Here is a 25,722-nt window from a genome sequence, read left to right as displayed (position 1 = left end):
TGCCTCAAAATGCAGAGTTCAAAAAGGGCCCGTAGCAAACTGCGGGCCCACCGCCTTTTCAGCACGCCGCCCTGCTCACCTTCCAGGTTTCCGTCATGGCCATTGCTCCTCCAGACGCTATCCCCAACCCCACCGTCCCCCTCAGCCTCGGTGGCGAAGCGCGCCTTGCTGAATTCGCCCGGCTGAAAAAAGCGCGCCAGCGGCGCGAGGCCCTGATCGAAGGCCTGCTGCTGTTGGCCGCCAGCGTCTCGGTGCTGACCACCGTGGGGATCGTGTACATCCTCATTCGCGAGTCGATCAGTTTTTTCAGCCATGTTCCCCTGTGGGACTTTCTGACGGACACGCAATGGACCCCACTGTTTGACGACGCTCACTTTGGTATTTGGGTGCTGATGTCCGGCACGCTGACCAGCTCGCTGGTCGCCCTGGCCGTGGCGATTCCCTTGGGCACGGTCATCGCCATCTATCTGAGCGAGTTCGCCGGTCACAAGACGCGAGAAACGCTGAAGCCGTTGCTCGAGCTGCTCTCCGGGGTGCCGACCATCATTTACGGCTTCTTCGCCTTGCTGGTGGTGACCCCGCTGCTGCAAAAAATCTTCCCCGAACTGCCCGGCTTCAATGTGCTGTCGGCAGGTCTGGTCATGGGCGTGATGATCATTCCCTATGTGGCCTCGCTATCGGAAGACGCCATGAGGGCCGTCCCCATGAGCCTGCGCGAAGGCAGTTACGCCATGGGCAGCACGCGGTTCCAAACCGCCGTGAACGTGGTCGTGCCCGCCGCGTTCTCGGGTATTGCCTCGGCCTACATCCTGGGGATCAGCCGGGCGGTGGGCGAAACCATGATCCTGGCCGTGGCCGCAGGCATGCAGCCGACGCTGACCTTTAACCCCATGGAGCCCGCAGCCACGATCACCAGCTTCATCGTGCAAGTGGCCCTGGGTGACCTGCCGCACGGATCGATTGGGTACCAAACCATCTTCGCCGCCGGCCTGTCCCTGATGCTGCTGACCCTGTGCTTTAACTTGGCCGGCTACTGGCTGCGCAAGCGCTTCCGCGAAGCGTATTGAGAGGCTTGCAATGAACGCAAAAAAAACACTGGCCATTCGCACCGTCATCCGGCGGGCCCGACGTTACGACACCCTGGTGGCGCTCCTGGGCTTGTTGGCACTCTCCATTGGCATCTTCACACTGGCGGCCCTGTTCATCGACATGGCCATCACTGGCATACCCCGACTCAACTCGGAGTTCTTCTTGAACTTCCCCTCGCGCCGCCCGGCCGAAGCCGGGATTCTTTCCAGCTGGGTAGGCTCCATTTTGGTGATGATGGTCACGGCTTTTGTGGCGGTGCCGCTGGGCATTGCCGGGGCCATTTACCTGGAAGAGTACGCACGGAAGAACTGGGTCACCGATGTCATCGAGATCAACATCACCAACCTGGCCGGCGTGCCCTCCATCATTTACGGCCTGTTGGCGCTCGGACTGTTCGTTTACACCTTCAAGCTCGGACAGTCGATTCTGACCGCGGGTTTGACGCTCGCCCTCCTGATCCTGCCCATCGTCATCACCGCCACCCGTGAGGCCCTTCGCTCGATCCCCCAGCACATCCGTGAAGCGGCCTATGCCTGCGGGGCGTCGCAATGGCAGGTCGTGCAGCACCACCTGCTGAAGTACTCGACCCCAGGCATCTTGACCGGTGTGATCATCGGGATGAGCCGCGCCATTGGGGAGACGGCCCCCATCATCACGATTGGCGCCCTGACCTTCATTGCCTTCTTGCCCCCCGCACCGGGGCAATTGAATGTGGAAACCGGCCAGGCCGCAGGATTGTTTGACTGGCTGTGGAGTCCCTTCACGGTGATGCCCATCCAGATCTTCAACTGGACCAGCCGCCCCGATCCGCGCTTCCATGAAAACGCCGCTGCCGCAGCCTTTGTTCTGGTGCTGATGACACTGTCCATGAATGCCATTGCCATTTGGCTGCGGTATCGCTTGCGCAAGAACATCAAGTGGTAACCGAGTTCAAGCCGTCCCATCGCTTTCAAGATATTCATTGAGGACTGACGAATGCCCTCCACGATCACCCTGCCGCAGAACCCCCCCCCACTAAAAGCCGAGTCCAAGAACCTTGACTTCTACTACGGGGACTTCAAGGCACTCAAGGGCATCAACATGCCCGTGTACGAGAACAAGGTCACCGCGCTGATCGGCCCCTCGGGCTGCGGCAAGTCGACCTTTTTGCGGTGTTTCAACCGCATGCATGACCTCTACCCAGGGCACCGCTACGACGGCAGCATCCACCTCTACCCGGACGAAGTGGATGTGCTGCACAAGAGCGTGGACCCGATCGAAGTGCGCATGCGCATCTCGATGGTCTTCCAAAAGCCCAACCCCTTCCCAAAGTCCATTTTTGAGAACGTGGCCTATGGCCTGAAGGTGCGGGGCGAACGCAACCGCAGCGTGCTCGAAGACAAGGTCGAAGCCGCCCTCAAGGGTGCGGCGCTGTGGAACGAGGTGAAGGACCGACTGGACGACCTGGCTGTGAACATGTCCGGCGGTCAGCAGCAGCGCCTCTGTATTGCACGCGCCTTGGCCACGGATCCGGAAATCATTCTGTTTGACGAACCCACCTCGGCCCTCGACCCCATCGCCACGGGTTCGATCGAAGAATTGGTGGGGGAGATCAAGCAGAAGGTCACGGTGTTGATCGTGACGCACAACATGCAGCAGGCCGCTCGTGTGAGCGACTACACGGCCTACATGTACTTGGGGGAGCTGATGGAGTTCGGTGAGACCAACGACATCTTCATGAAACCCAAGCGCAAAGAAACCGAGGACTACATCACTGGGAGATTTGGATGACCGACAAACACCTCTCCACCCAATTCGACGCCGAGCTCAGCGCCGTCTCCACCCGGGTGCTGGAAATGGGCGGGCTGGTCGAGCAGCAGGTGGCGCTGGCGGTCGAATCGCTGGTGTCGATGAGCGAGGAACGCGCTGCAGAAGTTCTGCAAACGGAGCGCCGAGTCAATCAGCTCGAACTCGACATTGATCGCGATCTCAGCTCGATCATCGCGCGCCGCCAGCCCACGGCACGCGACCTGCGGCTCCTGATCGGGATTTCAAAAACCATCGGCAACCTGGAGCGTGTCGGCGACGAAGCTGCGCGCGTGGCCCGAACGGTGCAGCGCTTGATCGGGGGGAGCAGCCACGGTCTGGCCTTCCCAACCGCGCAGCTCAACCTGGAAGCGCAACTGGCCACGGCCTCTTTGCGTCGCGCGCTGGACGCGTTTGCCCGGTTGGACGTCGACCAAGCACTGGAGGTCATCAAACAAGACAACCGCATCGACGCCGAGTTTGATGGCCTGCTGCGCACCCTGATCACCTACATGATGGAAGACCCGCGCACCATTTCGGCGTCGATCGACTTGGTCTTCGTCGCCAAGGCGCTGGAGCGTGTGGGTGACCACGCCAAGAACCTGGCCGAGCAGGTGGTCTATGTCGTCAAGGGCGCCGACATCCGTCACACCCCGCTGGAGGGGCTGGATTCGGCCGTTCAGTAAGCCCCATGGCGCGCATTCTCATCGTTGAAGACGAGTCGGCCATTGCCGAGCTGATCGCCCTGAACCTTCGGCATGACCACCACGAGGTTCAATCCGTGGCGCATGCCGAGGCCGCGCAGCAAGCCATCGAAGGCCGGCTGCCCGATGCTGTCATCTTGGACTGGATGCTGCCCGGCGCGTCGGGCGTGCAATTGCTCCGCCGCTGGCGAAGCGATGCGCGCACGCGGCAGCTTCCCGTCATCTTGCTGACTGCGCGAGCCCAAGAAACCGACAAGATTTTGGGGCTGGATGCTGGGGCCGACGACTACCTCACCAAGCCGTTCTCCCCTGGCGAGTTACTGGCCCGCATGCGCGCTCTTTTGCGTCGCCGCGCGCCCGAGTCGCTCTCCGCCCCGCTGCGTCAGGGCCCCCTGGAGTTGGACCCCGTGCAGATGCGGGTGCGGGCCGGCGAACAGGAAGTTAACTTGGGCCCCACGGAGTTCCGCTTGCTCAAGTTCCTGATGAGCCACCCGGGTCGAGTCCACAGTCGCTCGCAATTGCTGGATCGCGTGTGGGGCGATCACGTGGCCATTGAAGAGCGGACCGTGGATGTGCACATCAAGCGCCTGCGCGACGCGCTAGAACCGGCTCAGACCCAGGATTGGATTGAAACCGTCCGGGGCGCCGGCTACCGCTTTCGGGAAAGTCCAGTCGCCTCATGACCGTTCAACCGCTTGAAATCAGCTTGGGGCTGCTGGCGGCCGCCTTGGTGTACCAGGGATTGAGTCAACGCTGGCGACAGCACCGCTTGGAGCGATGGCTCCAACAAGGAGCTGACAAAGCGGCGCCCGAACTCTGGGGCCGGCAGGCCCGCCTGGCGGAGCGGATCGAGCGGGCCCTGCGCGAGCGGGAGCGACAAGCCCGTGACGAGCAGCAGCGACTGGCCCAATTTTTGGACGCCCTGGAAGTGCACCCCAATGGCCTCCTGCTCTTGGACCCTCAGGATCAAGTGCGTTGGTTCAACACCGCTGCCGCGCAACACCTGGGCCTCGACCCGGCACGGGACCAGTTGCAAAACCTGCGCAACCTCGTTCGGGCGCCGATCTTTGTGGCCTTGCTCAGCGGCGGGCGCGACAGTGATCAGGCCCAATTCGCCTGGAACCACCGACAACTCCTGGTGCTGAGCCGGCGGTTTGGCCTGCAGTCGCCGAACCCCATGACGCTGCTGGTGACGCAAGACGTCACCGAACGCACTCAACTGGAGCGCATGCGCCGCGATTTCGTCGCCAATGTGTCCCATGAAGTGCGCAGCCCCCTAACCGTAATTGCCGGGTTTGTGGAGACCTTGCAAACCCTCGCCTTGACGCCCAAAGAGCAGCAGCACGCGCTGGGCCTGATGCGGCAACAAACCGATCGCATGCAGGCCCTGGTGGCCGATCTGCTCACTCTGGCCCGCTTGGAAAACACGCCCGCAGCCAGCCTGAGCGAAGCCTGGGTCGATTTGCGAGCCTTGCTCGAACGGTGCCACCAACATGCCGAGGTCGCGGATCAGGGACATCATGCCCTCCCCATCCGCGGTCTGGAAACCGCCGCGGGATGGTCGCTGAAGGGGCAGGAAAGCGACTGGCACAGCGCCCTCAGCAATTTGCTCGGGAACGCCGTGCGCTACACGCCTGCGGGCGGCACGGTGGAACTGCATTGGACGCCGCCCGATGCCAGCGGCTGGGCGTCCATCGCGGTTCGAGACAACGGCATCGGCATCGCGGCAGAGCATCTACCGCGACTCACGGAACGCTTCTATCGGGTGGATGCCAGTCGCTCGCGGGACACCGGCGGGACTGGGCTGGGCTTGGCCATCGTGAAGCACGTGCTGCAACAGCACGGGGCCGAACTGGCCATTGAATCCGAGCCTGGCCGGGGAAGCTGTTTTACGCTGCGTTTGCCATTGAGTTGCTTGCGCCGCACCGAGGCATAAAAAAGCCCCGCCGTAGCGGGGCTCGTCGAGGATAGCCCTAGGGCTTACATGCACTCGATCATGACTTGACCAAACCCCGAGCAACTCACCTGGGTGGCCCCTTCCATCAGACGGGCAAAGTCATAGGTGACCTTTTTGGTCTTGATGGCGCGGCCCATGCTGGCGAGCATCAGATCGGCGGCTTCCGTCCAGCCCATGTGACGCAACATCATCTCGGCCGAGAGGATCTCCGAGCCGGGGTTGACGTAGTCCTTGCCGGCGTACTTCGGTGCGGTGCCATGCGTGGCTTCGAACATCGCAACGGAATCGCTGAGGTTGGCGCCCGGGGCAATGCCGATACCACCGACCTGAGCGGCCAAGGCGTCGGAGATGTAGTCGCCGTTGAGGTTCAGCGTGGCGATCACCGAGTACTCGGCCGGGCGCAGGATGATTTGCTGCAGGAAAGCGTCCGCGATGCTGTCCTTGATGACAATTTCCTTGCCCGTCTTCGGGTTCTTGAATTTGCACCACGGGCCGCCATCGATCAGCTCAGCGCCGAACTCTTTCTGAGCCAGGGCGTAACCCCAATCCCGGAAACCCCCTTCGGTGAACTTCATGATGTTGCCCTTGTGGACCAGGGTCACCGAGGGTTTGTCGTTGTCGATCGCGTACTGAATGGCCTTGCGCACCAGGCGCTCAGTGCCTTCCTGGCTGACCGGCTTGATGCCGATGCCGCTGCTTTCGGGGAAGCGGATCTTCTTCACGCCGAATTCGGTTTGCAAGAAGGAAATCAGCTTCTTGGCCTTGTCGCTGCGGGCTTCGTACTCAATGCCGGCGTAGATGTCTTCCGAGTTTTCGCGGAAGATCACCATGTCCACCTTGTGGGGCTCCTTGACAGGGCTGGGCACGCCATCAAAGTACTGCACCGGACGCAGGCAGACGTACAGATCCAATTCCTGTCGCAACGCGACGTTCAGCGAGCGGATGCCGCCGCCCACCGGGGTGGTCAGCGGGCCCTTGATGGAAACCACGTAGTCCCGCAACACGGTCAGGGTTTCTTCAGGCAGCCACACATCCGGGCCGTAGACCTTGGTCGACTTCTCGCCGGCGTAGATCTCCATCCAGTGGATCTTTTTGGCGCCGCCATACGCTTTGGCAACGGCCGCGTCCACGACTTTGATCATCACCGGGGTGATGTCAAAGCCAGTGCCGTCCCCTTCAATGAAGGGAATGATGGGGTTGTTCGGAACATTGAGCGAGAAGTCGGCATTGACCGTGATCTTCGCGCCCCCCTCGGGCACCTTGATGTGCTGATACATGGATGAGGCTCCAGGCAGGTTGGTTGCAGAGACAGAATGATCGATTCTAGGAGGCTATGCCGCACCATTCGATGAAGCGAGCCCAAAGCCCGTGCCCAAGGGCCCAGAGGGCCGCCAGAACCAGGGACGCACCGGCCAGGCGAATCGCCCACTGGCCGTTCTGAACGCCGCGCAAGCGACGAAACAAGGCGGGAGCCCAGAGCAAACCCGGACCAGAGGTCAGGGCAAAGGTCGCCATGGCCAGGGCCCCGCCCAGCGGGTGATCGGCCAGCGAGGCCGTCAATAGCGCTGCCTGCAGCAGCCCGCAGGGCCATGCCGCCCACAGCAACCCGGCCCCTGGACCCCAGCGCCGGGCGCTACCGGGAACCCCCAGTCGCCCGAGCCACGCCGGCAATTGCCCGGTCACGAGCAGCCATAAACCCAGCGCCAGCACGCCGGATTGCAGCATCGTCCACACCGGCCGCACGCTTTGCGTCAGGGTGGACGCCTCGCGCAGGGTTCCGACTACCCCGGCAGCCAAGGCCCCGGCTGCGGCGTAGCTGAGCAAGCGGGCCAGTTGAAAGGTCCATTGATCTGCCGGACGAGGCGCCACAGCCGCACATGGGGCCGAGCACATCAGCGCGCAATGCGGTATCGCGGCCAGCCCCATCAAGGCGGCGCTGACAATCAGAGCCGCGGAGATCAACATGCCAAACGCACCGCCCTCATTGGCTCAAATGATCTTGGAAAACTTCTCGCGCGCGCCATCCATCTGCAAGAAGCGGTCAAAAACCGAAGCAATGGAACGAATGAAAAACCAGCCCAGCGGGGTCACTTCCACAGCATGGGCAGTCAACTCAACCAGCCCTTGCTCTTGGTGCGCCGCCAAGGCGGCCAACTCCGCCGCGAAATACTGTTTCGGATCGATCAAATGCGCATCGGCCAGGGCTTGAAAGTCCAGCCGGCCCTGGCACATCAGAGCCATGATGGTGGCCCGTCGAACCAAGTCGTCGCGCCCCAGCGAGATGCCGCGAACAACAGGCCATTGGTGCTGGCGGAGCGCATCCCCGTATTCTTCAATAGTCTTGGCGTTCTGGCAGTACGTCGCCCCCAAGCGCGAAATGGCCGAGACCCCCAAGCCAATCAGGTCCCCATCCGGTTGCACGGTATAGCCCTGGAAATTCCGGTGCAAACGGCCCTGACGCTTGGCCTGCGCCAAGGCGTCATCCGGCAGTGCGAAATGATCCATCCCGATGTGCTCGTAGCCCGCTTCGATAAAGGCTGCAATCGCCTGGGCATGGAGTTGCAATCGCACTTCGGGCAAGGGAATGTCCGCCGTGTGAATGCGTCGCTGTGCTTTGAAGCGCTGCGGCAGGTGGGCATAGGCATAGAGCGCAATGCGTTCGGGCCGCAGCGCGATGACCTGCTGCAAGGTACGCCCAAAACTCTCGGGGGTCTGCAGCGGCAGGCCACAAATCAGGTCCAGATTGAGCGACTGAAACCCCAAGTCGCGCGCCGAATTCATCAGCGCTTGGACCTGCTCAAACGACTGCACGCGGTGAACCGCCTGCTGAACCCGCTCGTCAAAATCTTGGATGCCCAGACTGAGTCGGTTGAAACCCAGCGCCTTAAGGTGCGCCAAGCGCTGCGCATCCACGGTGCGAGGGTCCACCTCGATCGACGCCTCAACCTGGGGCAACCACTCGAACGCCTGCTTGAGGCGATTCACCAACCGCGTCAATTCGCTATCGCTCAAGAAGGTCGGCGTGCCCCCGCCCAAGTGCACTTGCGAGGCGGCCGTATGCCCACCCAAACCCTTGACCCAGAGGTCGATTTCAGCGTCCAAAAGATCCAGGTATTCGGCGCCCCGCTCGTGGTGCTTGGTGACAATCTTGTTGCAGGCGCAGTAGTAGCACAGCGACTCACAAAAAGGCACATGCACGTAAAGCGACAAGGGTGATCCGGCGCCACTGGCACCGCCGACCCCTCGCGCACGCTGAGCCAACGCCAGGGTGTGCTGCTCGGGCCCGTGGGCCTCTACGAACCGGTCGGCGGTCGGGTAAGACGTGTACCGGGGCCCGCTGGACTCAAGGCGACTCAGCAAACCAGGGGGCAAGAAGGCTGGACCCGAAGGCGAGCCGGATTGGGCGGTGAATGTTTCGGACATGGCGGAATCCTGCCGGGAAAACCGGGGGGCGTCATTGATTCGGCTCAACGCTCGAACGACCCGGCGGGAATCCAAGGATAATTGTTCGATGCTCAGCCCGACACCCATTCGCGTAGAGCCCCTACGCACCGCCTGTTCCAACTGCAACCTGCGCGAACTGTGTTTGCCCGTTGGCTTGAACGAATCCGACATGCAACGCCTGGATGGGCTCGTGGCTCAGCGCCGCACGGTGCCCCGAGGCCAAACCCTGTTCCGGGTGGGCGAGCCCTTTCATGCGCTCTATGCCGTGCGAACCGGCTTTTTCAAGACCTGCGTGAACGCCGAAGACGGCCGCATCCAGGTGACGGGTTTTCAGATGGCGGGCGAGTTGCTCGGACTCGATGGCATCGGAACCAGCCGCCACACCGTGGACGCCGAAGCCTTGGAAGATTCCCAGGTCTGCGTGATGCCGTTCGACCAGCTGGAACATTTGGCCCGCGAATTCAACGCGCTCCAGCACCAGTTGCATCGCATCATGAGCCGCGAGATCGTACGGGACCACGGCGTGATGTTGTTGCTCGGCTCCATGCGGGCCGAAGAGCGTTTGGCTGCTTTCTTGCTCAATCTCACCCAGCGCTTGCAGGCGCGCGGCTATTCGCCCAGCGAGTTGGTGTTGCGCATGACCCGCGAAGAAATTGGCTCTTACCTCGGCTTGAAGTTGGAGACCGTCAGCCGCACGTTCTCGCGCTTCCAGGATGAAGGCATCCTGGAAGTGCGCCAGCGGCAGATCACCGTGTTGCAGCCCGAGTCTTTGCAGCGCTTGGTGTCCAGCGCCGCCTGCTGAGCACCCGTCCGCCCACCCGGGCTCTGCGCCTCGCCACTACGGTGCCGAGGCTTTTTTTGCGCCGGTCGCTGCGTGGTTGCGCCCTTCGACTGCCGGAGTCTCCTCCGCCGCCTGTGGGGCGACGCGCAGCACCGGGTCGGGGTTGCGCACGGCAATGATCACCGTTCCTATGCCCATGACCACTGCGGCAATCGGGAAGGCGAGAACCAGCCACACCATTCGAAAACGGTACCAGGGCTGCTTGGGGTTCGAAATCGGCTGAGGCGCATTCATCGGGGCACGACAAAAGTTGACTTTTCAGGCACCACACGGGTGTCGTCCTGTGCGTGGGCCAAACGCTCCACTGTAAATTCGATCGCATAGGCCCCCGGGGCCGGCGGGACCGAGTTCGCGGGCAATTGAACCGTAACTGGCAGCCACCGGGCCTCAACGGCCCCCAGCTCCACCTCACCGACGGCGCCCAATTCCAATGCTGGCAACTCAGTCGACGCGGTTTGGACCCGGATGCGATAGCGCTGGGGGCGTTCCACCACATTCATCAATTGAATCCGGTACACGTTTTCCAGTTGACCTTGCTCGTTAAACCGAGCCAGAGCCCCCCGATCTCGGACCACGTCATACCGCATCGGGGGCCTCGCCCAGAGGGAGTAACCCACCACGCCGGTAATCAGTACCAAACCGGCCGCATACACCCAGACTCGCGGTCGCAGCACCCGCAGCCATTCCTGTCCGCGGCTGAGGTGCTGCTCAATACCATTCTCGGTGTCGTAGCGGATTAGCCCCAAGGGGTACTGCATCTTGGCCATCACCTGATCACAGGCATCCACGCAAGCTGCACATCCGATGCACTCGTACTGCAAGCCTTTGCGGATGTCGATCCCCACCGGGCAAACCTGCACACACAGGCCGCAATCAATGCAATGCCCCAGTTGCTTGGCTTTCAAATCGTCCTTGCGACCGCGGGCGCCTCGCGGCTCCCCCCGCTCGACGTCGTACCCGATGATCAAAGTGTCACGGTCGAACATGGCGCTCTGAAAGCGCGCATAGGGGCACATGTATTTGCATACCTGCTCCCGCATGAACCCGGCGTTGCCCCAAGTGGCAAAGGCGTAGAACAGGATCCAGAAGCTCTGCCAGGGCCCGAGCTGCCCCTGCAGGGTTTCGACCCAAAGCGTCTTGATCGGCGTGAAGTAGCCGACGAAGGTGAAACCCGTCACCAGCGCCAGCGCCACCCAGACCAAATGCTTGCCACCGCGACGCCTTAGCTTTTCTCCCGACCAAGGCGCGTGGTCAAAACGCTCTCGCTGTGCCTTGCTGCCCTCAAACCGTTGCTCGACCCACAAAAAGATCGACGTGTACACCGTTTGAGGGCAAGCGTAGCCGCACCACAAGCGCCCAGCCACCGCGGTAAAGAGAAACAAGGAATACGCGCTGAGCAGGAGCAGCGCGGTGAGATAGAACAGATCCTGCGGGTACAGGACCAAGCCAAACAGGAAGAAGCGGCGTGCCTCAAGATCGAATAAGACGGCTTGCCGCGCGTTCCACTCCAGCCAAGGCAGCCCGTAAAAGACCGCCTGCGTGAGGAAAACAAAGACCCACCGCCACGATTGAAACCTGCCGCTGATCTCGCGGGGGTGGATCCGTTGCCGTTTTCGATAAAGACGTACGACCGCTTCTTCGGGCTGATTCGACATTCACTTAGGGCACAAGGCCCGCCTCAGCGGTTGGAAAGGCTCCAGACATACGCCGCCAGCACATGGATTTGCTCGGGAGGCAACGCATTCTTCTGGGCCGGCATTTCGTTGTGCTTGCCGTTTTGGATCATGGCCAAGATCGCCGGTTCACCCCACCCATGCAGCCACACCTTGTCGCTTAAGTTCGGGGCCCCCAGAGCGGTGTTGCCCTCACCCTTCGCGCCGTGGCAGGCCGCACAAGCCGCAAACTTCTCCTTGCCCAACTGAGCCCGCAGGTTGTCATGTGCACTGCCCGAGAGGCTCAGCACATAGTGGGCCAAATTGCGCTGGTCTTCGGCGCTCCCCACAGCGGCGGCCATGGGCGGCATTTGGCCGACCCGGCCTTCAGTGATGGAGTGCTTGATGGCCGCGAAGTCCCCGCCCCACAGCCAGTCGTTGTCGCTCAAGTTGGGAAAGCCCTTGCTGCCTTTGGCATCGGAACCGTGGCACTGGGCGCAGTTGTTCAAGAACAGGCGCTGACCAATCCCCATGGCCTCCGCGTCCGCCGCCAGCGCCGGAGCATCCATCGCCGCCAAACGCTGATACAGCGGGGCCGTTTTGGCCTGAGCCTTGGCCATTTCGTCCTGGTACTGGCCGTCGCTGCTCCACTTGAGCGAGCCCTCCACCTGGCCCAAGCCCGGATAAAGGAACAAGTAGATCGCGCTGAACACCACGGTGATCACAAACAGACCCAGCCACCACCGCGGCAAGGGGTTGTTCATTTCACGCAAGTCGTCGTCCCACACGTGACCCGTCGTGCCATCGCTGGACATGTCGGTGGTCTTGGCGGACGCGAAGAGCAGCCAAATGCAGAAAGCGAGGCCACCCACGGAAAGGACGGCAATGAACCAATGCCACCCACTGCTGAAGAAATCACTCATTTGGGTTCCTTATTCGTCTGCGAATGGCAAGGCCTCAGCCGATTGGTGCTCGGCTTGCCGCTTGCGATTCCAGGTGTGCACCACCAAGGCAATGAAAACGAGGAACGACACGGCCGTGACCGCCCCTCGAACCAAGTTCAGGTCCCAGCTCATGGTGAAACCCTTCCCATGCCTTGCAAATAAGCAATCACGGCGTCCATTTCGGTCTTGCCTTTGACCGCTTCGGCAGCTTCGGCGATTTCCGCATCCGTGTAAGGCACGCCCACCGTGCGCAGGGCCTTCATCTTGGGCGCCATGCTGGCGGGATCCACCGTTGCCGTGGCCAACCAGGGATAGGCCGGCATGTTGCTTTCGGGCACCACGTCACGCGGCTGGTTCAAGTGCACACGGTGCCATTCGTCCGAATAGCGCCCCCCCACACGGTGCAGGTCCGGCCCCGTGCGTTTGCTGCCCCACTGGAACGGGTGGTCGTAGACGAATTCACCCGCCTTGGAATAGGGCCCGTAGCGCAGCGTCTCGGCACGGAACGGGCGAATCATTTGCGAGTGGCAGTTGTAGCAACCCTCACGAATGTAGACGTCACGGCCCGCCAATTGCAGTGCGGTATAGGGCTTCACACCCGGACTGGCCTCGGTCGTCGAGCGCTGGAAAAACAGCGGCACGATTTCCACCAGGCCACCAAAGATCACGGCCACCAGGATCAACACGATCATCAAGAAGTTGTTGGTCTCGATGCGTTCGTGGCCCGTTACCGGCTTGTTCAGATCAGCCATCTTGTTCTCTCCTTCAGGCAGCCGCCAACTTGGGGGTTTGCACGGCCGCATCACGGCCCTTGATGGTCATCCACACGTTCCAGGCCATGACGAACATGCCCGAGAGGTACAGGAGACCGCCCGCCAGACGGATCAGATAGAAGGGATAGGTCGCTTTCACAGACTCCACGAAGCTGTAAACCAGCGTGCCGTCCGGATTGGTAGCGCGCCACATCAGGCCCTGCATCACCCCGGCAATCCACATCGCGGCGATGTAGAGCACGATGCCGATGGTGGCGATCCAGAAGTGCAGCTCAATGGCGCTCTTGCTGTGCATTTCCTTGCGGCCATAGAGGCGCGGAATCAAGGCATAGAGCGCCCCCATCGACACCAGACCCACCCAGCCCAGCGCACCGCTGTGCACGTGGCCCACGGTCCAGTCCGTGTAGTGGCTGAGGGCATTGACCGTCTTGATGGACATCATCGGGCCCTCGAACGTGCTCATGCCGTAGAAGGACAGCGACACGATCAAGAACTTCAGCACCGGGTCGTCGCGCAGCTTGTGCCAGGCACCCGACAGGGTCATGATGCCGTTGATCATGCCACCCCAGCTCGGCGCCAGCAGCACCAACGAGAACAACATGCCCAGGCTCTGCGCCCAATCCGGCAGCGCCGTGTAGTGCAGATGGTGGGGGCCCGCCCACATGTAGGTGAAGATCAGGGCCCAGAAGTGCACGATGGACAGGCGATAGCTGTACACCGGGCGCTCGGCCTGCTTGGGGATGTAGTAGTACATGATCCCGAGGAAGCCGGCCGTGAGGAAGAAGCCCACCGCGTTGTGGCCGTACCACCACTGCACCATGGCGTCTTGCACCCCGGCGTAGGCCGAGTAGCTCTTCCACAGGCTGACCGGCATGGCCGCGCTGTTCACGATGTGCAGCAGCGCCACGGTGATGATGAACGCACCGAAGAACCAGTTCGCGACGTAGATGTGCTTGACCTTGCGTGTACCCACCGTGCCGAAAAACACGATGGCGTAGGACACCCACACCACGGCAATCGCCAAGTCAATCGGCCATTCCAACTCGGCATATTCCTTGCCGCTGGTGATGCCCAGGGGCAAGGTCAGGGCAGCGGCCACGATGATGGCTTGCCAGCCCCAGAACGTGAACCATGCCAGCTGCGGTGCGAACAATCGGACTTGGCAGGTCCGCTGCACCACGTGATAGGCGGTGGCAAACAGCACCGAGCCGCCAAAGGCAAAAATCACCGCGTTGGTGTGTAGCGGACGCAAGCGGCCATAGCTGAGCCATGAAATGCCGTGCGTCAAGTCCGGAAACGCCAGTTGGGCGGCGATGAACACGCCCACCAGCATGCCGACGATGCCCCAGAGCACCGCGGCCAAAGCGAAGGCCCGAACCGGGCCATCAGCATAGGCAGCCGGGGCCGCCGTTTGGGTTGAGTAAGTTTGCGCCATTCGGAGGATCTCCTTCTCGTTTGTCACATTCTTGTGCGCCGCATCAATCGACGCCTTGATCGCCGTCAACCCGTCCGCCGACCGGATCGGTGCAGCCGTCGTCTTCGTCATCCAGGATTCGCTCACCTTCCCGTTCCAGGGTCTCGAACTGGCCCGCGCGTAGGGCCCAGGCAAATACCGCCAAGACGCCAAAGGCCAATACGACCGACATGGGAATCAACAGGTAAAGAATATCCATCGTGCATGCGGCTCAAAGCCGCCCCAATCGCAAAGCGTTGCCCACCACCCACAACGAACTCAGGGCCATCCCGAGTCCTGCCGCCCACGGCGGCAGGGAGCCGCTCATAGCCAGCGGTACGGCCACCGCGTTGTAGGCCGCGGCCCACACCAGGTTCTGGCGCACCACACGCCGCGTTCGCCGCCCCTGTAGGACCAAATCCGGTAAGGCTGCCAAATCGTCGGTGGCCAGCGTGAAGTCGGCGCTGGCCCGGGCACTGGCAACCCCTTGTCCCATGGCCACAGACACATCCGCCTGCGCCAGTGCGGGAGCATCGTTGAAACCATCGCCCACCATCAGCACCACAGCGCCCTGGGCTTGCAGGGCCTGCATCTGGGTGCGCTTGATCTCCGGCGTGCAGTCCCCTTGAGCCGCTCCCGTCAACCCCAGTTGCGCGGCGAGACGCTGCACACGGTGGGCCGCATCGCCGGACAACAGCGACACCGCCAGCCCCAAGTCCATCATGCGACGAAGCGCGTGCACGGCGCTGGGGCGCGGCACTTCATCCAGATCGATTGGGTGAGCCTCCCCCCCCGCTTCGGCACCAAACCACAGCGGAGCCTCGCCCAGATCCGCCTGCGGCTGAACCCACGCAGAACGACCCAGCCGCCACCAACGGCCCGCTGCATCCAACCCTCTCAGGCCCTCACCCGCATGCTCCTGGACTTCGCGCCAGCGCCCGGCCGGCTGGGTGAGCGGTAAACGAGCCAGCGCCTGAGACAGGGGATGCCGTGACCACTGCGCCAAGCCCACGGCTTGTGCCACCCAGTCGGGAGCCCCCCCGTCTGCGGGTTCTACGCGGGGCACGGCCCGCGGTTCGGTCAGCGTGCCCGTTTTGTCCAGCACCACGCGGTTCACCTGCGCCAGTCGCTCCAGCGCGCCCAGGCGTTGGCACCACAAACCCCGCTGGGCCAACGCTCTCGCGCTGGCCACCCAGGCCGCAGGGGCGGCCAGCGCCAGCGCGCAGGGACAGGTCACCACGAGAACCGCCGCGGCCACGGGTAAAGCCCGCGTGACATCCACCGTGGCCCACACCGCGGCTGCGATGGTGGCCAGCCCCAACACCCCCCACAAGAACGGGGCCGCCCACCGATCCGCCTCTTCGGCCCAGGCGGGACGCTCCGTCAATGCGCGCTGCCACAGTTGATTCAACTGGGCATGGCGGGTTTGATCTCCACAAGCCAAGACGGCCATTTCGAAGGTTTGACCGAGGTTGACCGTTCCGGCGGAAAGGGCCTGGCCTTGACCCTTGCTCACCGGTCGGGACTCGCCGCTAAGGAGCGACTCGTCCACCCAGGTGCTCCCGCTGAGAACCCGACCATCCGCTGGAATGACGTCCCCTGCGCCAATGGCCAGCCGGTCCCCAACGCGGATTGAATCCAGCCGGACCCGCTCCAGCTGCCCTTGATGGAGGCGGGAAACCTCCGCCGGCAACGCATCCGGCGCCTGCTCGAAGGTTGCCGCCGCCGCATGACGGGCGCGCATCTCCAACCATCGCGCGCCCAGCAAGAACGCCACGAACATGGTGAGCGAATCCAAATAGACAGCGGATCCGATCCACCCGCCCGGCGCCACGAGTGCTACGGTGCTAATCCCGAAGGTCAAAACAATGCCGACCGCCACCGGCACATCCATGCCCATGCGGCGCTGCCGGATGCTGCGCCAAGCCCCTCTCAGAAACGGCGTCGCCGAGAACAGCATCACCGGCAAGGTCAGAACCCAACTCGCCCCGTGCATCAATGCGGCCAAATCGGCGGGCACCTCGGCCCCCGAGTCGAAATACGTGGGCGCGGCCAGCATCATGACTTGCATCATGCAAAACCACGCAACAAAGACGCGCCACAACATCTGGCGCGCCTCGCGCTGCCGCAGGCCCTGGGCCGAAACCCCTCGGGCCCAATCCAACTCGAACCCCGCCCGAGCGGCGACCGCCTGAAGCCCCGAGAGCTGAACGGCGGCCTCGTCGACCTGCACGGAAGCCAGGGCGGCTGCATATCCCACCCGGGCTTGGTTCACCCCGGGGACTTGAGTGAGCACGGCCTCCAAGGTCGACGCACAGGCTGCACAGTGCAAGCCGGCGACCTGCAAAGCCCAGGTCCGCACCGACGACGGGCTTGCCGCCGGCCCATCAGGGCTCGGGATAATGGGCTCAACCAAGGCGTTCATCGCCTCATTGTTCCCGCAACCCCTGAGTCGCCCGATGATCCGCGTCAGATCCCTCGCATCTTTTTTGAGCTTGACCGCGCTGGTGGGCGCGGCTTGGGCGCAGCAAGCCCAGCGTCTGGCCACCGTACCGCTGCGAGCGGGCATGCACCAAATTCAAGCCCAGTTGGCGATTGAGCCCGAGCAGCGGGCTCTCGGCTTGATGCACCGCCGAGACATGCCGCAGCACGAAGGGATGCTGTTTGTTTTTGAAGGACGAGACATTCAATGTTTCTGGATGCGGAACACGCTCCTGCCCCTGTCCATCGCCTTCCTGGCGGACGACGGTCGCATCGTCTCGCTAGCAGAAATGAAACCCCTGGACGAAACCTCGCACTGCTCCAAGGAGCCCGTGCGGTACGCTTTGGAAATGAACCAAGGCTGGTTTGCCAAGCGGGGTCTAAAAGCCGGGGCTCGAATTGAAGGCAAACCCTTCCAGCCCGCCCCCTGACCCCACTTCTCCCAAACAAAAAGGCCCGCACGAATGCGGGCCCTTTTTTCGAGCGCAAGGCTCAGCGTCGAGGGGCTCAGGCGAAATTGGACTGAGCGAACGACCAATTGACCAGCTTGTCCAGGAAGGTTTCGACAAATTTCTGGCGCAGGTTGCGGTAGTCAATGTAGTAGGCGTGCTCCCACACATCGACCGTCAGCAGCGCCTTGTCGGCAGTGGTCAGCGGCGTGCCAGCGGCCCCCGTGTTGACGATGTCAACCGAACCGTCGGACTTCTTGACCAACCAGGTCCAGCCCGAGCCGAAGTTGCCGACCGCACTCTTCACAAACGCCTCTTTGAAGGCCGCGTAGCTGCCCCACTTGGCCTGGATGGCGTCGGCCAACGCGCCCGAGGGCTCCCCGCCGCCGTTGGGCGTCATGCAGTTCCAGAAGAAAGTGTGGTTCCAGATTTGCGCCGCATTGTTGTAAATGCCGCCCGAGCTTTTCTGGACGATTTCCTCAAGCGACATGTTTTCGAACTCGGTGCCCTTTTGCAGATTGTTCAGGTTCACCACATAGGCGTTGTGGTGCTTGCCATGGTGGAACTCCAGCGTCTCGGCGCTGTAGTGCGGGGCCAGGGCGTCCTTGGCGTAGGGCAGCGGGGGCAGTTGGTGTTCCATCGTGGGCTCCAGAGTTGATTAATTCAGCGAAGGGCGCGAATTCTAGAAACCCAGCTCAACCTGGGCATCCGGTAGGGTAATTTCCTCCACACGCAACGTGGCACGGCCATCGGCCAAGCGCGCGGAAATCCGCTCGTCACGCCGCAACTCTGCAGCTTTCACGAGGGGTTGGCCCGCTGACCCTTCCAGCCAAGCAAAACCTCGCGCCAGCACCCGCTGTGGATTGAGCGCCTCCAAGCTGGCCTGTGCACGCGCCAGCCGCAGACGCCCGGCTCCAAGCGGTCCCCGCACCGCGCTGGGCAGTCGATGGGCCATGGCGTTGAGCCGCTCCTGCTCCTGGCGGTGGCGCTGCGCCACGGCTGCGCGCAAACGATGTTGCAGCGCCAAGAGCCGTTGTTGGGGCCGTTGTAGCCGCGGCCGAGCCAACAGCACCGCTGCTCGGTCCAGCCGCTGCCCCACATGGTCCAACCGGCCTCTCAGCGCAACGGCCAGGGACGCGGCCAAGTGATCTACCCGATTGAGCCACTCCAGCTGCGCGCCGGCTGCCAACTCGGCGGCCGCCGTCGGTGTCGCCGCGCGGACGTCGGCCGCCCAATCGCACAGTGTGACGTCCGTTTCGTGACCCACGCCTGAAATGACGGGGACCGAGCACCGGGCGACAGCCCGAACGAGCTCGGGGTCATTGAAGGCCCACAGATCTTCCATGGAGCCCCCCCCGCGCACCAGCAGGAGGGCGTCCACCTCAGACCGCTGTTCCGCCAAACGCAGGGCAGCCAGCAGCTGCGCGGGGGCCTCAGCCCCCTGAACGATGCTGGGATAGATCACCACGCTGACATGCGGCGCCCGCCGCGCCAGCACGGAGCACACATCGTGCACGGCCGCGCCGCTGGCCGAGGTAATGAGCCCCAGGGACCGAGGGAAGCGGGGCAGAGGTCGCTTGTGGGCCGGATCGAACAAGCCCTCCTCCTCGAGTTGCGCTTTGAGGCGCAAAAACTGCTCATACAGTGCGCCTGCCCCCGCGGGTTCCATGCCTTCCGCGATGAATTGCAATTCACCCCGCGGTTCATAGAGAGCCAGCCGGCCCCACACGCGCACGCGTTGCCCCTCTTGCGGCACAAATCGAAGCCCCTGCGCCGCACGCCGGAACAGTGCGCAGCGCAACAAGGCCGGAGCGCCGGAGGCATCTTTGAGGCTGAAGTAGCAATGGCCGGAGGCCGCCCGCGTGAAAGTGGCCAACTCCCCTTCCACCGTGACGACGCCAAAGGTTTGGGTCAGGCAATGTGCCAACTCGGCCAATAAAGCGGCCACACTCCAGGCCTGGGAACCGGTCGAGGGGATCATGAATCAGAAGAGAAGAAGCCTTGGCACAATCAGCGCCCGCACCGGGGCGAAGTCCCGGATTGGCAGAGCCTCTGGGGAGAACTGATCGTGTGGTCCATCTTACAAGCGGCGGGCTGGCCCATTTGGCCGCTGGTGGTGTGCTCCTTTGTGGCCTTGGCCCTCATCATTGAGCGCGCCTACACCCTGCGCCCGCCCCGTATCCTGCCCGGCGCCCTGCTGGTGGACCTGCGCCACATTGACGCCCGCCACCTTCCCGGCCCCAACGTGGTGGCCAAACTGGCCTCCAGTTCGCTGTTGGGCTCCGTGCTGGCGGCCAGCTTGCGGGCATTGCACGAAAACCTGCACTTGTCTGAAGCCGCCCTGCGGGAGCGGGTGGAACGAGAAGGCCGGCGGGCCGTGCGAGAACTGGAGCGTTACCTCACCACCTTGGGCTCCATCGCCACCGCTGCGCCCCTGCTGGGCCTGTTGGGCACGGTCATCGGGATGATTGAGATTTTTGGCAGTCAGGCACCGGGGACGGGGAACCCCGCGCAGTTGGCTCATGGCATTTCAATCGCGCTGTACAACACAGCCTTCGGTTTGATCGTGGCCATCCCCAGCCTGTTGGCTCACCGACATTTCCGCGCCCGCGTGGAGGATTTCGAACTGGAACTGGAGGCTGCTTGCGAGCGTTTTGTGCAGCAAGTCAACCAATGGGGCGCCCACGGTCGCGGCATCGCCCCCAGCCCTGAACCGAGCGCGCCCACGGGCGACTTCCAACACACGGAAATCGCCGCATGAAGTTCCGTGCGCACAAGCGGGAGGAGCCGGAGATCAATCTGATCCCGTTCATCGATGTGCTGCTCGTGGTGTTGATCTTCCTCATGCTCAGCACCACGTTTTCACCGCACACGGCCTTGCAAATCCGCCTGCCGCAAGCCGGACAAAGCGCAGCCAAGGCCGCGCCGCACGAGGTGGTCATCGCCATCACCCCGGATGGACGCTATGCCGTTGACGGGCACACCTTGGGGGCTGTGGCCGTTGACGGATTGGAAAAGGCCCTGCGCGCCCAAACCCAGGGCCAAACGGACGTCCAAGTTGTCATCGCAGCGGATGCGCTGACCCCCCATCAATTGGTGATGAATGCCATGGACGCTGCGCGCCGCGCGGGATTCGGCCGCATCGCCTTTGCGGCCCAGCAGCAACCCCAGTGAGCCTGGCGCTGTGGCTTCAGCGCGTGTGGCGCACACGCGGCCCCATTGCCTGGCTGTTGCGCCCGTTCAGCGCGCTCTATCGGGGGCTGAGTGCCGCCCACTGGCGGGCGTATGCCCAAGGGCGGCGCCCCATTAGTCGCCCGCCCCTCCCGGTCGTTGTGGTGGGCAACTGGATTGTGGGCGGCGGGGGCAAGACGCCCACGTTGATGGCCATCATTCAGCAGTTGCAGGCCCAAGGCCTGCGTGTGGGCGTCATTTCGCGGGGCTACGGGCGGGTCGGCGGACAGTCGGTTCAGGTGGCCTGCGCCACCAGCACCGCCCAAGACCTCGGCGATGAGCCCTTGCTGTTGTGGCGGCGCACCGGTGCCCCGCTGGCTGTTGGCGCCGATCGGGGTCAGGCGGTCGCGGCGCTCCGGCAGCAGCATCCCAATCTCCAGCTCATCCTGAGTGACGACGGCCTGCAGCATCACGCGCTGGCCCGCGATCTGACCGTTCTGGTTTTTGACCGCCGTGGCTTGGGCAACGGCTGGTTGCTGCCCGCCGGCCCCCTGAGGCAGGACCAGGACCGACCGGTGCTTCCAGGCTCGCGAGCCGACACCTTGGTGCTGTACACCGACGGTGTGGTCAGCACGGCCCGCGCCGGCTATGTGGCCCACCGGCGGTTGTCTGGCGCTGTGCGCTTGGAGGCCTGGTGGGCACAGCGGTGGGACACCCAGCAGCCGCTCACCGAACTCCGGGGCCGACCGCTCATTGCCGCCGCGGGGCTGGCTCAGCCCGAGGGGTTTTTCGCCCTGCTGCACGAGGCCGGTTTGACCTTTCAGGCCCTCCCCCAGCCCGACCACCACGACTTCGCCATGCTGCCCTGGCCGCCCGGCTCGGAAGTGGTGGTGACCGAAAAGGACGCCACCAAGCTGAGCCCTGAACGTTTGGCTCCCGGAGATCGTGTGTGGGTGTTGCCCCTAGACTTGCAGCCCGAACCCGCTTTTCGTGCCGCGCTGCTGCATGCTCTGCAGCCTTGGCTCGGCTCCGCATCCCATGGACCCACGTCTGATCGAACTTCTGGTCTGCCCCCTGTGCAAGGGCCCGCTGCAACTGAGCCATGAAGGGGGCCGCACCGAGTTGGTGTGCCTGGCCGACCAACTCGCCTTCCCCGTGCGCGATGGCATTCCCGTGATGCTGGAGGGCGAAGCCCGCGCACTCAATGAGGCCCCGCCCAGCGAGCGCGGCTGATGGAGTTTCACGTTCTCATTCCGGCTCGGCTGGCCAGCACCCGCCTGCCGAACAAGCCGCTGGCTGACTTGGCAGGGCTGCCCATGGTGGTGCGTGTGGCCCAGCAAGCCCAGCGCAGCGGCGCGGTCCAAGTACGAGTCGCCACCGATGCGCCCGCCATCGTGGCAGCCTGCGTTGCACACGGAGTCGACGCCCTGCTGACGCGGGCCGACCACCCCAGTGGGTCGGACCGATTGGCCGAAGCCTGTGCAGCCCTGGGGCTTTCAGACGACGCCATCGTCTTGAACGTCCAGGGGGACGAACCGCTCATCGACCCGACCCTCATCCGCGCCTGCGCTCAGGCCCTGGTCGATCACCCCGAATGTGCGGTGGCCACCGTGGCCCACGGCATCGAAGACGCCACGGAATTCCGCAACCCGAACGTGGTCAAGGTGGTCTGTGACGCCCAGAGCCGCGCCCTGTATTTCTCACGCGCGCCGGTTCCGTGGTGGCGCGATGCAACGGATTCGGCCTGCCCTTACCCCGGCGCGGTCCTGCGGCATGTCGGCCTCTACGCCTACCGCGCCGGTTTTTTGCGCCGCTTTCCACAACTCGAACCCAGCCCGCTGGAGCGCATCGAATCGCTCGAACAGTTGCGCGTGCTGTGGCACGGGGAGCGGATCGCGGTGCACATCACGGACAGCCGCCCCGGCCTGGGCGTGGACACACCCGAAGACCTGGAGCGCGTTCGTCAAGCCCTGGCTTCTCAGTAAGCCGGGCGCAAGAGCCCCCATGCGATACTCGCCCGCCCCCTGCCCGCAGGGGGTTTCATAGCCTCTGACAGGACACCCATGCGACTGATTCTTTTGGGCGCCCCCGGCGCCGGCAAAGGCACGCAAGCTGCTTTCATTTGCAAGCAATTCGGCATCCCGCAGATCTCCACGGGCGACATGTTGCGCGCCGCCGTGAAGGCTGGGACCCCACTCGGTGTGGCTGCCAAGCAGGTCATGGACAGTGGCGGACTCGTCAGCGACGACATCATCATCGGTTTGGTCAAAGAACGCATCACGCAAGCCGATTGCGCCAACGGCTTCCTGTTTGATGGCTTCCCGCGCACCTTGCCGCAGGCCGATGCGCTCAAGACTGCGGGCGTGAAGCTGGACGTGGTGCTTGAGATCGATGTGCCCTTTGACGCCATCATCGAGCGCATGAGTGGCCGCCGCGTTCACGTGGCCTCGGGCCGGACGTATCACGTGAAGTTCAATCCACCCAAGGTCGCGGGTCAAGACGATGAAACGGGCGAGGCCCTGATTCAGCGGGATGACGACAAAGAAGAGACCGTGCGCAAGCGCCTGGACGTCTACCAAGCGCAAACCCGGCCACTGGTGGACTACTACGCTGGCTGGGCTGCCACGGGGGACACCCAAGCTCCGCGCTACGCGCGCATTGAAGGCCTGGGCTCGGTTGAAGACATCACCTCCCGCGCGCTGGCCGCACTGAAGGGGTAAAGCCCCTCGGCGCTGCCGCCCGAAATCCAAACGGGGTCGCCACAAGCGGCCCTTTTGTTTGGACCACAGTTGAACCCTTTTGATCCCACAAGGAGACCTCATGGACATTCAAGGAAAAGTTTTCATCGTCACTGGCGCAGCGTCTGGCCTGGGCGAGGGCACAGCCCGCATGCTGGCCGGTGCGGGCGCCAAGGTGGTGCTGGCCGACGTGCAAGCCGAGCGTGGCGAGGCCATTGCCAAGGAGCTGGGCGGGGTATTCGTCAAGTGCGACGTCACCTCCGCTGCCGATGCCGAAACCGTGGTCAACACCGCCACCGGCCTGGGCAAGCTGATGGGCCTGGTGAACTGCGCGGGCATCGCCCCGGCCGCTCGCACGGTGGGCAAAGAAGGCGGCCACTCGCTGGACCTCTTCAGCAAGGTCATCAGCGTGAACCTGGTGGGCAGCTTCAACATGATTCGCGTGGCCGCCACCGCCATGAGCAAGAACGAGCCGGAGGCCACGGGTGAGCGCGGCGTGCTGATCAGCACCGCCTCGGTCGCCGCCTACGACGGTCAGATCGGCCAAGCTGCTTACGCCGCGTCGAAGGGCGGCATCGTTGGCATGACCTTGCCGATCGCGCGCGATCTGGCCCGCAGCGGCATCCGCAACATGACCATTGCCCCAGGCATCTTTGGCACGCCCATGCTCTTCGGCATGCCCAAAGAAGTGCAGGATGCGCTGGCTGCCAACGTGCCGTTCCCCTCGCGCCTGGGCACGCCGACCGATTACGCCAAGCTGGTGCGTCAGATCATCGAAAACGACATGCTCAACGGCGAAGTCATCCGCCTTGACGGCGCCATCCGCCTGGCACCGAAGTGAGATCAGGGGTGCGCCGGGCCCGAGCCCCGCGGCGCATCCAGGCGTAAAAAAGGCGACCCGCGGGTCGCCTTTTTGCTGGCCGCTCGCGCGGCCCATGCTCTCGGGTTTACTTCTTGGCCGTGCGGCTGTGGACGATCCACATGCGGGCAATGTCCCCCGCACCGTCCGTGCCCTTCACACCGCGCCAGGCGGCCTGCGCCTTGGCCATGTCGCCGCCCAAGAAGTGGGCCAGGCCCAGGGCCAATTTGCCGTCGTCGTCGCGCTTGAGGTTGCCCTTGGCAATGCCCTCTTCGATCAAGGCCACGCCGCCTTTGACATCGCCGCGCTGTGCCTGTGCCAAGCCCAGGGGCAACAGCGCATTGCCGTCGCTCTTGACGGCCTTGGCCGCGTCAATGGCCGCCGCACTGGCCCCCTTGACCTCGGCAACCCGCTTGGCCAGGAACTCCTTCATGCGCTGGTGGCGCGCAGCTTCCTTGCCCTGGCCCAGCACGCCGGCGGCAAAGCCAGCCTCCAGAGCCTTCATGCCCTCATCGGGGAAGCCGGCCTGGGCCGCCATGGTGGCGAACTCCAGATAATCCGGCTCACCGCGCATATTGCCCGTGGCCAAACGCAAGCGGAACAGGTCCAGCACCAGACGATCGGAGAAGCCCTTCTTCTGCGCGACCCGACCCAGCGCCGCAGCCCAAACGTCCTTGCTCGGATAGTAGGCCAGCAGCTTGTCGACGCCCACCGACTCGGCGTTCGAATCCTTGGCCTTCTCGGCCGCCGCCAACAACAGGTTCAGCTTATCCCGGCTGGGCACCTGACCTGCCTTTTCGACGGCCGCGATCTCGGCCAAGGTGTCCTTGATCACCGCCCCCATGTCACCGGAGAGGAACTGCGAGCGGGTCTGGATCGCCTTGACCGCTGCGCTAGTGCCGCCCTCTTTCAAGTAGCGCTGGGCCCAATTCAAGGCTTGCGCGTTGGCGTTGTTGCGCGAGTAGGTGCCGGCGATGGCTTCCATGTACTGCAGGTTTTCAGCACCGCCCAGCTTGCCGGCATTCTTCAAGGCCTCGTAGGCCCGCACCATGGTTTCTGGGTCGGCGGCGCCTTGAGCACCGGCGAAGCGCATGCGCTCGATCAAGGCGTTTTCGTCGGCCGAGCGGTTGGCCACGCCTTCAGCGTCCCGGAGCTTGGTCAGCGCTTCCTTGTATTTGCCGCCTTTGAGCAGGCCTTGTACTGCCGTCAAGTGCTTGCCCAGCTCCGGGCTCACTTTGGCCTGGGCGGCGGCGGTGCCGATCAGGCTCAGCGATCCGTCCCCACCCGCTCCCAGGGTCAGACCCAATGCAGCCACCAGGCATGCAGCAAGGGTATTGAGCTTCATTGTTCGTACTCCACAAAAAAGAAAACGCTGTCCGGCC

29 protein-coding genes are annotated in these 25,722 nt (G+C 63.4%); 15 read left to right on the top strand and 14 right to left on the bottom strand.

The genetic code is table 11. The annotated features are described in order from the left end of the window. The first annotated feature begins 95 nt into the window (after positions 1 to 95). Genes pstC through phoR form a run of 6 tightly spaced genes read left to right on the top strand, consistent with a single transcriptional unit; the run spans position 96 to position 5,514 of the window. Positions 96 to 1,067 carry a phosphate ABC transporter permease subunit PstC gene (pstC, locus tag I7X43_RS14810; protein WP_198101728.1) on the top strand — a complete coding sequence of 324 codons (972 nt, stop codon included), beginning with the start codon at positions 96 to 98 and terminating at the stop codon, positions 1,065 to 1,067. Between the two features lie 10 nt (positions 1,068 to 1,077). Beyond that, a complete protein-coding gene (gene pstA / locus I7X43_RS14805) occupies positions 1,078 to 2,013 on the top strand; it encodes a phosphate ABC transporter permease PstA (protein WP_198101727.1) in 936 nt (311 codons plus the stop codon). Positions 2,014 to 2,064: 51 nt separating this feature from the next. Then, a complete protein-coding gene (pstB, locus tag I7X43_RS14800) occupies positions 2,065 to 2,859 on the top strand; it encodes a phosphate ABC transporter ATP-binding protein PstB (RefSeq protein WP_198101726.1) in 795 nt (264 codons plus the stop codon). Further along, positions 2,856 to 3,560: a phosphate signaling complex protein PhoU gene (gene phoU / locus I7X43_RS14795; RefSeq protein ID WP_198101725.1), complete on the top strand. Its 705-nt coding sequence runs from the start codon at positions 2,856 to 2,858 to the stop codon at positions 3,558 to 3,560. The genes pstB and phoU overlap by 4 nt, the downstream gene beginning before the upstream one ends. 5 nt (positions 3,561 to 3,565) lie before the next feature. Next, positions 3,566 to 4,261, top strand: coding sequence for a phosphate regulon transcriptional regulator PhoB (phoB, locus tag I7X43_RS14790; RefSeq protein ID WP_198101724.1), 696 nt, complete (start codon positions 3,566 to 3,568; stop codon positions 4,259 to 4,261). Beyond that, positions 4,258 to 5,514 (top strand): phosphate regulon sensor histidine kinase PhoR, encoded by a 1,257-nt coding sequence (phoR, locus tag I7X43_RS14785; RefSeq protein ID WP_198101723.1) that lies wholly within the window; start codon positions 4,258 to 4,260, stop codon positions 5,512 to 5,514. Before phoB ends, phoR begins: the two co-directional genes overlap by 4 nt. A 44-nt stretch (positions 5,515 to 5,558) precedes the next feature. Here phoR and icd read toward each other — a convergent pair whose 3' ends face one another. The 3 genes from icd to hemN are packed head-to-tail and all read right to left on the bottom strand — an operon-like array spanning position 5,559 to position 8,958. Continuing rightward, positions 5,559 to 6,812 carry an NADP-dependent isocitrate dehydrogenase gene (gene icd / locus I7X43_RS14780; RefSeq protein ID WP_198101722.1) on the bottom strand — a complete coding sequence of 418 codons (1,254 nt, stop codon included), beginning with the start codon at positions 6,810 to 6,812 and terminating at the stop codon, positions 5,559 to 5,561. 46 nt (positions 6,813 to 6,858) lie between these two features. Continuing rightward, entirely contained in the window at positions 6,859 to 7,500 is a 642-nt protein-coding gene (locus I7X43_RS14775) for a sulfite exporter TauE/SafE family protein (protein WP_216860161.1), read from the bottom strand. A gap of 24 nt (positions 7,501 to 7,524) precedes the next feature. Then, positions 7,525 to 8,958, bottom strand: coding sequence for an oxygen-independent coproporphyrinogen III oxidase (gene hemN / locus I7X43_RS14770; RefSeq protein ID WP_198101721.1), 1,434 nt, complete (start codon positions 8,956 to 8,958; stop codon positions 7,525 to 7,527). Positions 8,959 to 9,046: 88 nt separating this feature from the next. On the opposite strand from hemN, the gene fnr reads away from it, so the two are divergent. Beyond that, positions 9,047 to 9,781, top strand: coding sequence for a fumarate/nitrate reduction transcriptional regulator Fnr (gene fnr, locus I7X43_RS14765; RefSeq protein ID WP_198101720.1), 735 nt, complete (start codon positions 9,047 to 9,049; stop codon positions 9,779 to 9,781). A gap of 36 nt (positions 9,782 to 9,817) precedes the next feature. Here the strand turns inward: fnr and I7X43_RS14760 are convergent, their stop codons facing one another. The 8 genes from I7X43_RS14760 to I7X43_RS14725 are packed head-to-tail and all read right to left on the bottom strand — an operon-like array spanning position 9,818 to position 17,067. After that, the gene (locus I7X43_RS14760; RefSeq protein ID WP_246480450.1) at positions 9,818 to 10,000 is read right to left on the bottom strand and encodes a hypothetical protein; all 183 of its coding nucleotides are present in this window, start codon (positions 9,998 to 10,000) and stop codon (positions 9,818 to 9,820) included. A gap of 50 nt (positions 10,001 to 10,050) precedes the next feature. Continuing rightward, complete coding sequence (gene ccoG, locus I7X43_RS14755; protein ID WP_198101718.1) at positions 10,051 to 11,475, bottom strand: cytochrome c oxidase accessory protein CcoG; 1,425 nt, start codon at positions 11,473 to 11,475, stop codon at positions 10,051 to 10,053. Positions 11,476 to 11,498: 23 nt separating this feature from the next. Beyond that, positions 11,499 to 12,395, bottom strand: coding sequence for a cytochrome-c oxidase, cbb3-type subunit III (gene ccoP / locus I7X43_RS14750; protein WP_198101717.1), 897 nt, complete (start codon positions 12,393 to 12,395; stop codon positions 11,499 to 11,501). A gap of 9 nt (positions 12,396 to 12,404) precedes the next feature. Beyond that, positions 12,405 to 12,548: a cbb3-type cytochrome oxidase subunit 3 gene (locus I7X43_RS14745; RefSeq protein ID WP_198101716.1), complete on the bottom strand. Its 144-nt coding sequence runs from the start codon at positions 12,546 to 12,548 to the stop codon at positions 12,405 to 12,407. Further along, the gene (gene ccoO / locus I7X43_RS14740) at positions 12,545 to 13,168 is read right to left on the bottom strand and encodes a cytochrome-c oxidase, cbb3-type subunit II (RefSeq protein ID WP_198101715.1); all 624 of its coding nucleotides are present in this window, start codon (positions 13,166 to 13,168) and stop codon (positions 12,545 to 12,547) included. The genes I7X43_RS14745 and ccoO overlap by 4 nt, the downstream gene beginning before the upstream one ends. A gap of 13 nt (positions 13,169 to 13,181) precedes the next feature. Beyond that, complete coding sequence (gene ccoN / locus I7X43_RS14735) at positions 13,182 to 14,624, bottom strand: cytochrome-c oxidase, cbb3-type subunit I (RefSeq protein ID WP_198101714.1); 1,443 nt, start codon at positions 14,622 to 14,624, stop codon at positions 13,182 to 13,184. A gap of 43 nt (positions 14,625 to 14,667) precedes the next feature. Continuing rightward, on the bottom strand, positions 14,668 to 14,862 hold the full coding sequence (gene ccoS / locus I7X43_RS14730; protein ID WP_198101713.1) for a cbb3-type cytochrome oxidase assembly protein CcoS: 195 nt from the start codon (positions 14,860 to 14,862) through the stop codon (positions 14,668 to 14,670). A 12-nt stretch (positions 14,863 to 14,874) separates the two neighbouring features. Continuing rightward, a complete protein-coding gene (locus tag I7X43_RS14725) occupies positions 14,875 to 17,067 on the bottom strand; it encodes a heavy metal translocating P-type ATPase (RefSeq protein WP_198101712.1) in 2,193 nt (730 codons plus the stop codon). A gap of 34 nt (positions 17,068 to 17,101) precedes the next feature. Here I7X43_RS14725 and I7X43_RS14720 point away from each other — a divergent pair, with 34 nt between their 5' ends. After that, positions 17,102 to 17,554, top strand: a complete 453-nt coding sequence (locus tag I7X43_RS14720) for a DUF192 domain-containing protein (RefSeq protein ID WP_198101711.1) — start codon at positions 17,102 to 17,104, stop codon at positions 17,552 to 17,554. Between the two features lie 76 nt (positions 17,555 to 17,630). Here I7X43_RS14720 and I7X43_RS14715 read toward each other — a convergent pair whose 3' ends face one another. Beyond that, complete coding sequence (locus I7X43_RS14715) at positions 17,631 to 18,212, bottom strand: superoxide dismutase (RefSeq protein WP_198101710.1); 582 nt, start codon at positions 18,210 to 18,212, stop codon at positions 17,631 to 17,633. A 42-nt stretch (positions 18,213 to 18,254) separates the two neighbouring features. Beyond that, positions 18,255 to 19,553 (bottom strand): exodeoxyribonuclease VII large subunit, encoded by a 1,299-nt coding sequence (gene xseA / locus I7X43_RS14710; RefSeq protein ID WP_198101709.1) that lies wholly within the window; start codon positions 19,551 to 19,553, stop codon positions 18,255 to 18,257. Positions 19,554 to 19,640: 87 nt separating this feature from the next. Here xseA and I7X43_RS14705 point away from each other — a divergent pair, with 87 nt between their 5' ends. The 7 genes from I7X43_RS14705 to I7X43_RS14675 all read left to right on the top strand — a co-directional run bounded on the left by I7X43_RS14705 (position 19,641) and on the right by I7X43_RS14675 (position 24,322). Next, complete coding sequence (locus I7X43_RS14705; protein WP_198101708.1) at positions 19,641 to 20,333, top strand: MotA/TolQ/ExbB proton channel family protein; 693 nt, start codon at positions 19,641 to 19,643, stop codon at positions 20,331 to 20,333. Then, positions 20,330 to 20,746 (top strand): ExbD/TolR family protein, encoded by a 417-nt coding sequence (locus I7X43_RS14700; protein WP_198101707.1) that lies wholly within the window; start codon positions 20,330 to 20,332, stop codon positions 20,744 to 20,746. Before I7X43_RS14705 ends, I7X43_RS14700 begins: the two co-directional genes overlap by 4 nt. Beyond that, the gene (lpxK, locus tag I7X43_RS14695) at positions 20,743 to 21,849 is read left to right on the top strand and encodes a tetraacyldisaccharide 4'-kinase (protein WP_310737581.1); all 1,107 of its coding nucleotides are present in this window, start codon (positions 20,743 to 20,745) and stop codon (positions 21,847 to 21,849) included. Before I7X43_RS14700 ends, lpxK begins: the two co-directional genes overlap by 4 nt. Further along, the gene (locus I7X43_RS14690) at positions 21,782 to 21,976 is read left to right on the top strand and encodes a Trm112 family protein (RefSeq protein WP_198101706.1); all 195 of its coding nucleotides are present in this window, start codon (positions 21,782 to 21,784) and stop codon (positions 21,974 to 21,976) included. The genes lpxK and I7X43_RS14690 overlap by 68 nt, the downstream gene beginning before the upstream one ends. Further along, on the top strand, positions 21,976 to 22,728 hold the full coding sequence (gene kdsB / locus I7X43_RS14685) for a 3-deoxy-manno-octulosonate cytidylyltransferase (RefSeq protein ID WP_198101705.1): 753 nt from the start codon (positions 21,976 to 21,978) through the stop codon (positions 22,726 to 22,728). Before I7X43_RS14690 ends, kdsB begins: the two co-directional genes overlap by 1 nt. A gap of 78 nt (positions 22,729 to 22,806) precedes the next feature. Then, entirely contained in the window at positions 22,807 to 23,463 is a 657-nt protein-coding gene (gene adk, locus I7X43_RS14680; protein WP_198101704.1) for an adenylate kinase, read from the top strand. 100 nt (positions 23,464 to 23,563) lie between these two features. Further along, positions 23,564 to 24,322, top strand: a complete 759-nt coding sequence (locus I7X43_RS14675; protein ID WP_198101703.1) for a 3-hydroxyacyl-CoA dehydrogenase — start codon at positions 23,564 to 23,566, stop codon at positions 24,320 to 24,322. Positions 24,323 to 24,428: 106 nt separating this feature from the next. On the opposite strand, the gene I7X43_RS14670 is transcribed toward I7X43_RS14675, so the two are convergent. Beyond that, a complete protein-coding gene (locus tag I7X43_RS14670; RefSeq protein WP_198101702.1) occupies positions 24,429 to 25,685 on the bottom strand; it encodes a hypothetical protein in 1,257 nt (418 codons plus the stop codon). Positions 25,686 to 25,722: the final 37 nt, after the last annotated feature.

Source organism: Inhella gelatinilytica, from assembly GCF_016093295.1.
GTDB lineage: Bacteria > Pseudomonadota > Gammaproteobacteria > Burkholderiales > Burkholderiaceae_C > Inhella > Inhella gelatinilytica.
This window is presented reverse-complemented; position numbering and strand designations above follow the sequence as displayed.

Coding starts and splice junctions, on each gene's coding strand:
- pstC (WP_198101728.1), top strand. CDS start 96: ATGGCCATTGCTCCTCCAGACGCTATCCCCAACCCCACCGTCCCCCTC.
- pstA (WP_198101727.1), top strand. CDS start 1,078: ATGAACGCAAAAAAAACACTGGCCATTCGCACCGTCATCCGGCGGGCC.
- pstB (WP_198101726.1), top strand. CDS start 2,065: ATGCCCTCCACGATCACCCTGCCGCAGAACCCCCCCCCACTAAAAGCC.
- phoU (WP_198101725.1), top strand. CDS start 2,856: ATGACCGACAAACACCTCTCCACCCAATTCGACGCCGAGCTCAGCGCC.
- phoB (WP_198101724.1), top strand. CDS start 3,566: ATGGCGCGCATTCTCATCGTTGAAGACGAGTCGGCCATTGCCGAGCTG.
- phoR (WP_198101723.1), top strand. CDS start 4,258: ATGACCGTTCAACCGCTTGAAATCAGCTTGGGGCTGCTGGCGGCCGCC.
- icd (WP_198101722.1), bottom strand. CDS start 6,812: ATGTATCAGCACATCAAGGTGCCCGAGGGGGGCGCGAAGATCACGGTC.
- I7X43_RS14775 (WP_216860161.1), bottom strand. CDS start 7,500: ATGTTGATCTCCGCGGCTCTGATTGTCAGCGCCGCCTTGATGGGGCTG.
- hemN (WP_198101721.1), bottom strand. CDS start 8,958: ATGTCCGAAACATTCACCGCCCAATCCGGCTCGCCTTCGGGTCCAGCC.
- fnr (WP_198101720.1), top strand. CDS start 9,047: ATGCTCAGCCCGACACCCATTCGCGTAGAGCCCCTACGCACCGCCTGT.
- I7X43_RS14760 (WP_246480450.1), bottom strand. CDS start 10,000: ATGGTGTGGCTGGTTCTCGCCTTCCCGATTGCCGCAGTGGTCATGGGC.
- ccoG (WP_198101718.1), bottom strand. CDS start 11,475: ATGTCGAATCAGCCCGAAGAAGCGGTCGTACGTCTTTATCGAAAACGG.
- ccoP (WP_198101717.1), bottom strand. CDS start 12,395: ATGAGTGATTTCTTCAGCAGTGGGTGGCATTGGTTCATTGCCGTCCTT.
- I7X43_RS14745 (WP_198101716.1), bottom strand. CDS start 12,548: ATGAGCTGGGACCTGAACTTGGTTCGAGGGGCGGTCACGGCCGTGTCG.
- ccoO (WP_198101715.1), bottom strand. CDS start 13,168: ATGGCTGATCTGAACAAGCCGGTAACGGGCCACGAACGCATCGAGACC.
- ccoN (WP_198101714.1), bottom strand. CDS start 14,624: ATGGCGCAAACTTACTCAACCCAAACGGCGGCCCCGGCTGCCTATGCT.
- ccoS (WP_198101713.1), bottom strand. CDS start 14,862: ATGGATATTCTTTACCTGTTGATTCCCATGTCGGTCGTATTGGCCTTT.
- I7X43_RS14725 (WP_198101712.1), bottom strand. CDS start 17,067: ATGAACGCCTTGGTTGAGCCCATTATCCCGAGCCCTGATGGGCCGGCG.
- I7X43_RS14720 (WP_198101711.1), top strand. CDS start 17,102: ATGATCCGCGTCAGATCCCTCGCATCTTTTTTGAGCTTGACCGCGCTG.
- I7X43_RS14715 (WP_198101710.1), bottom strand. CDS start 18,212: ATGGAACACCAACTGCCCCCGCTGCCCTACGCCAAGGACGCCCTGGCC.
- xseA (WP_198101709.1), bottom strand. CDS start 19,553: ATGATCCCCTCGACCGGTTCCCAGGCCTGGAGTGTGGCCGCTTTATTG.
- I7X43_RS14700 (WP_198101707.1), top strand. CDS start 20,330: ATGAAGTTCCGTGCGCACAAGCGGGAGGAGCCGGAGATCAATCTGATC.
- I7X43_RS14690 (WP_198101706.1), top strand. CDS start 21,782: ATGGACCCACGTCTGATCGAACTTCTGGTCTGCCCCCTGTGCAAGGGC.
- kdsB (WP_198101705.1), top strand. CDS start 21,976: ATGGAGTTTCACGTTCTCATTCCGGCTCGGCTGGCCAGCACCCGCCTG.
- adk (WP_198101704.1), top strand. CDS start 22,807: ATGCGACTGATTCTTTTGGGCGCCCCCGGCGCCGGCAAAGGCACGCAA.
- I7X43_RS14675 (WP_198101703.1), top strand. CDS start 23,564: ATGGACATTCAAGGAAAAGTTTTCATCGTCACTGGCGCAGCGTCTGGC.
- I7X43_RS14670 (WP_198101702.1), bottom strand. CDS start 25,685: ATGAAGCTCAATACCCTTGCTGCATGCCTGGTGGCTGCATTGGGTCTG.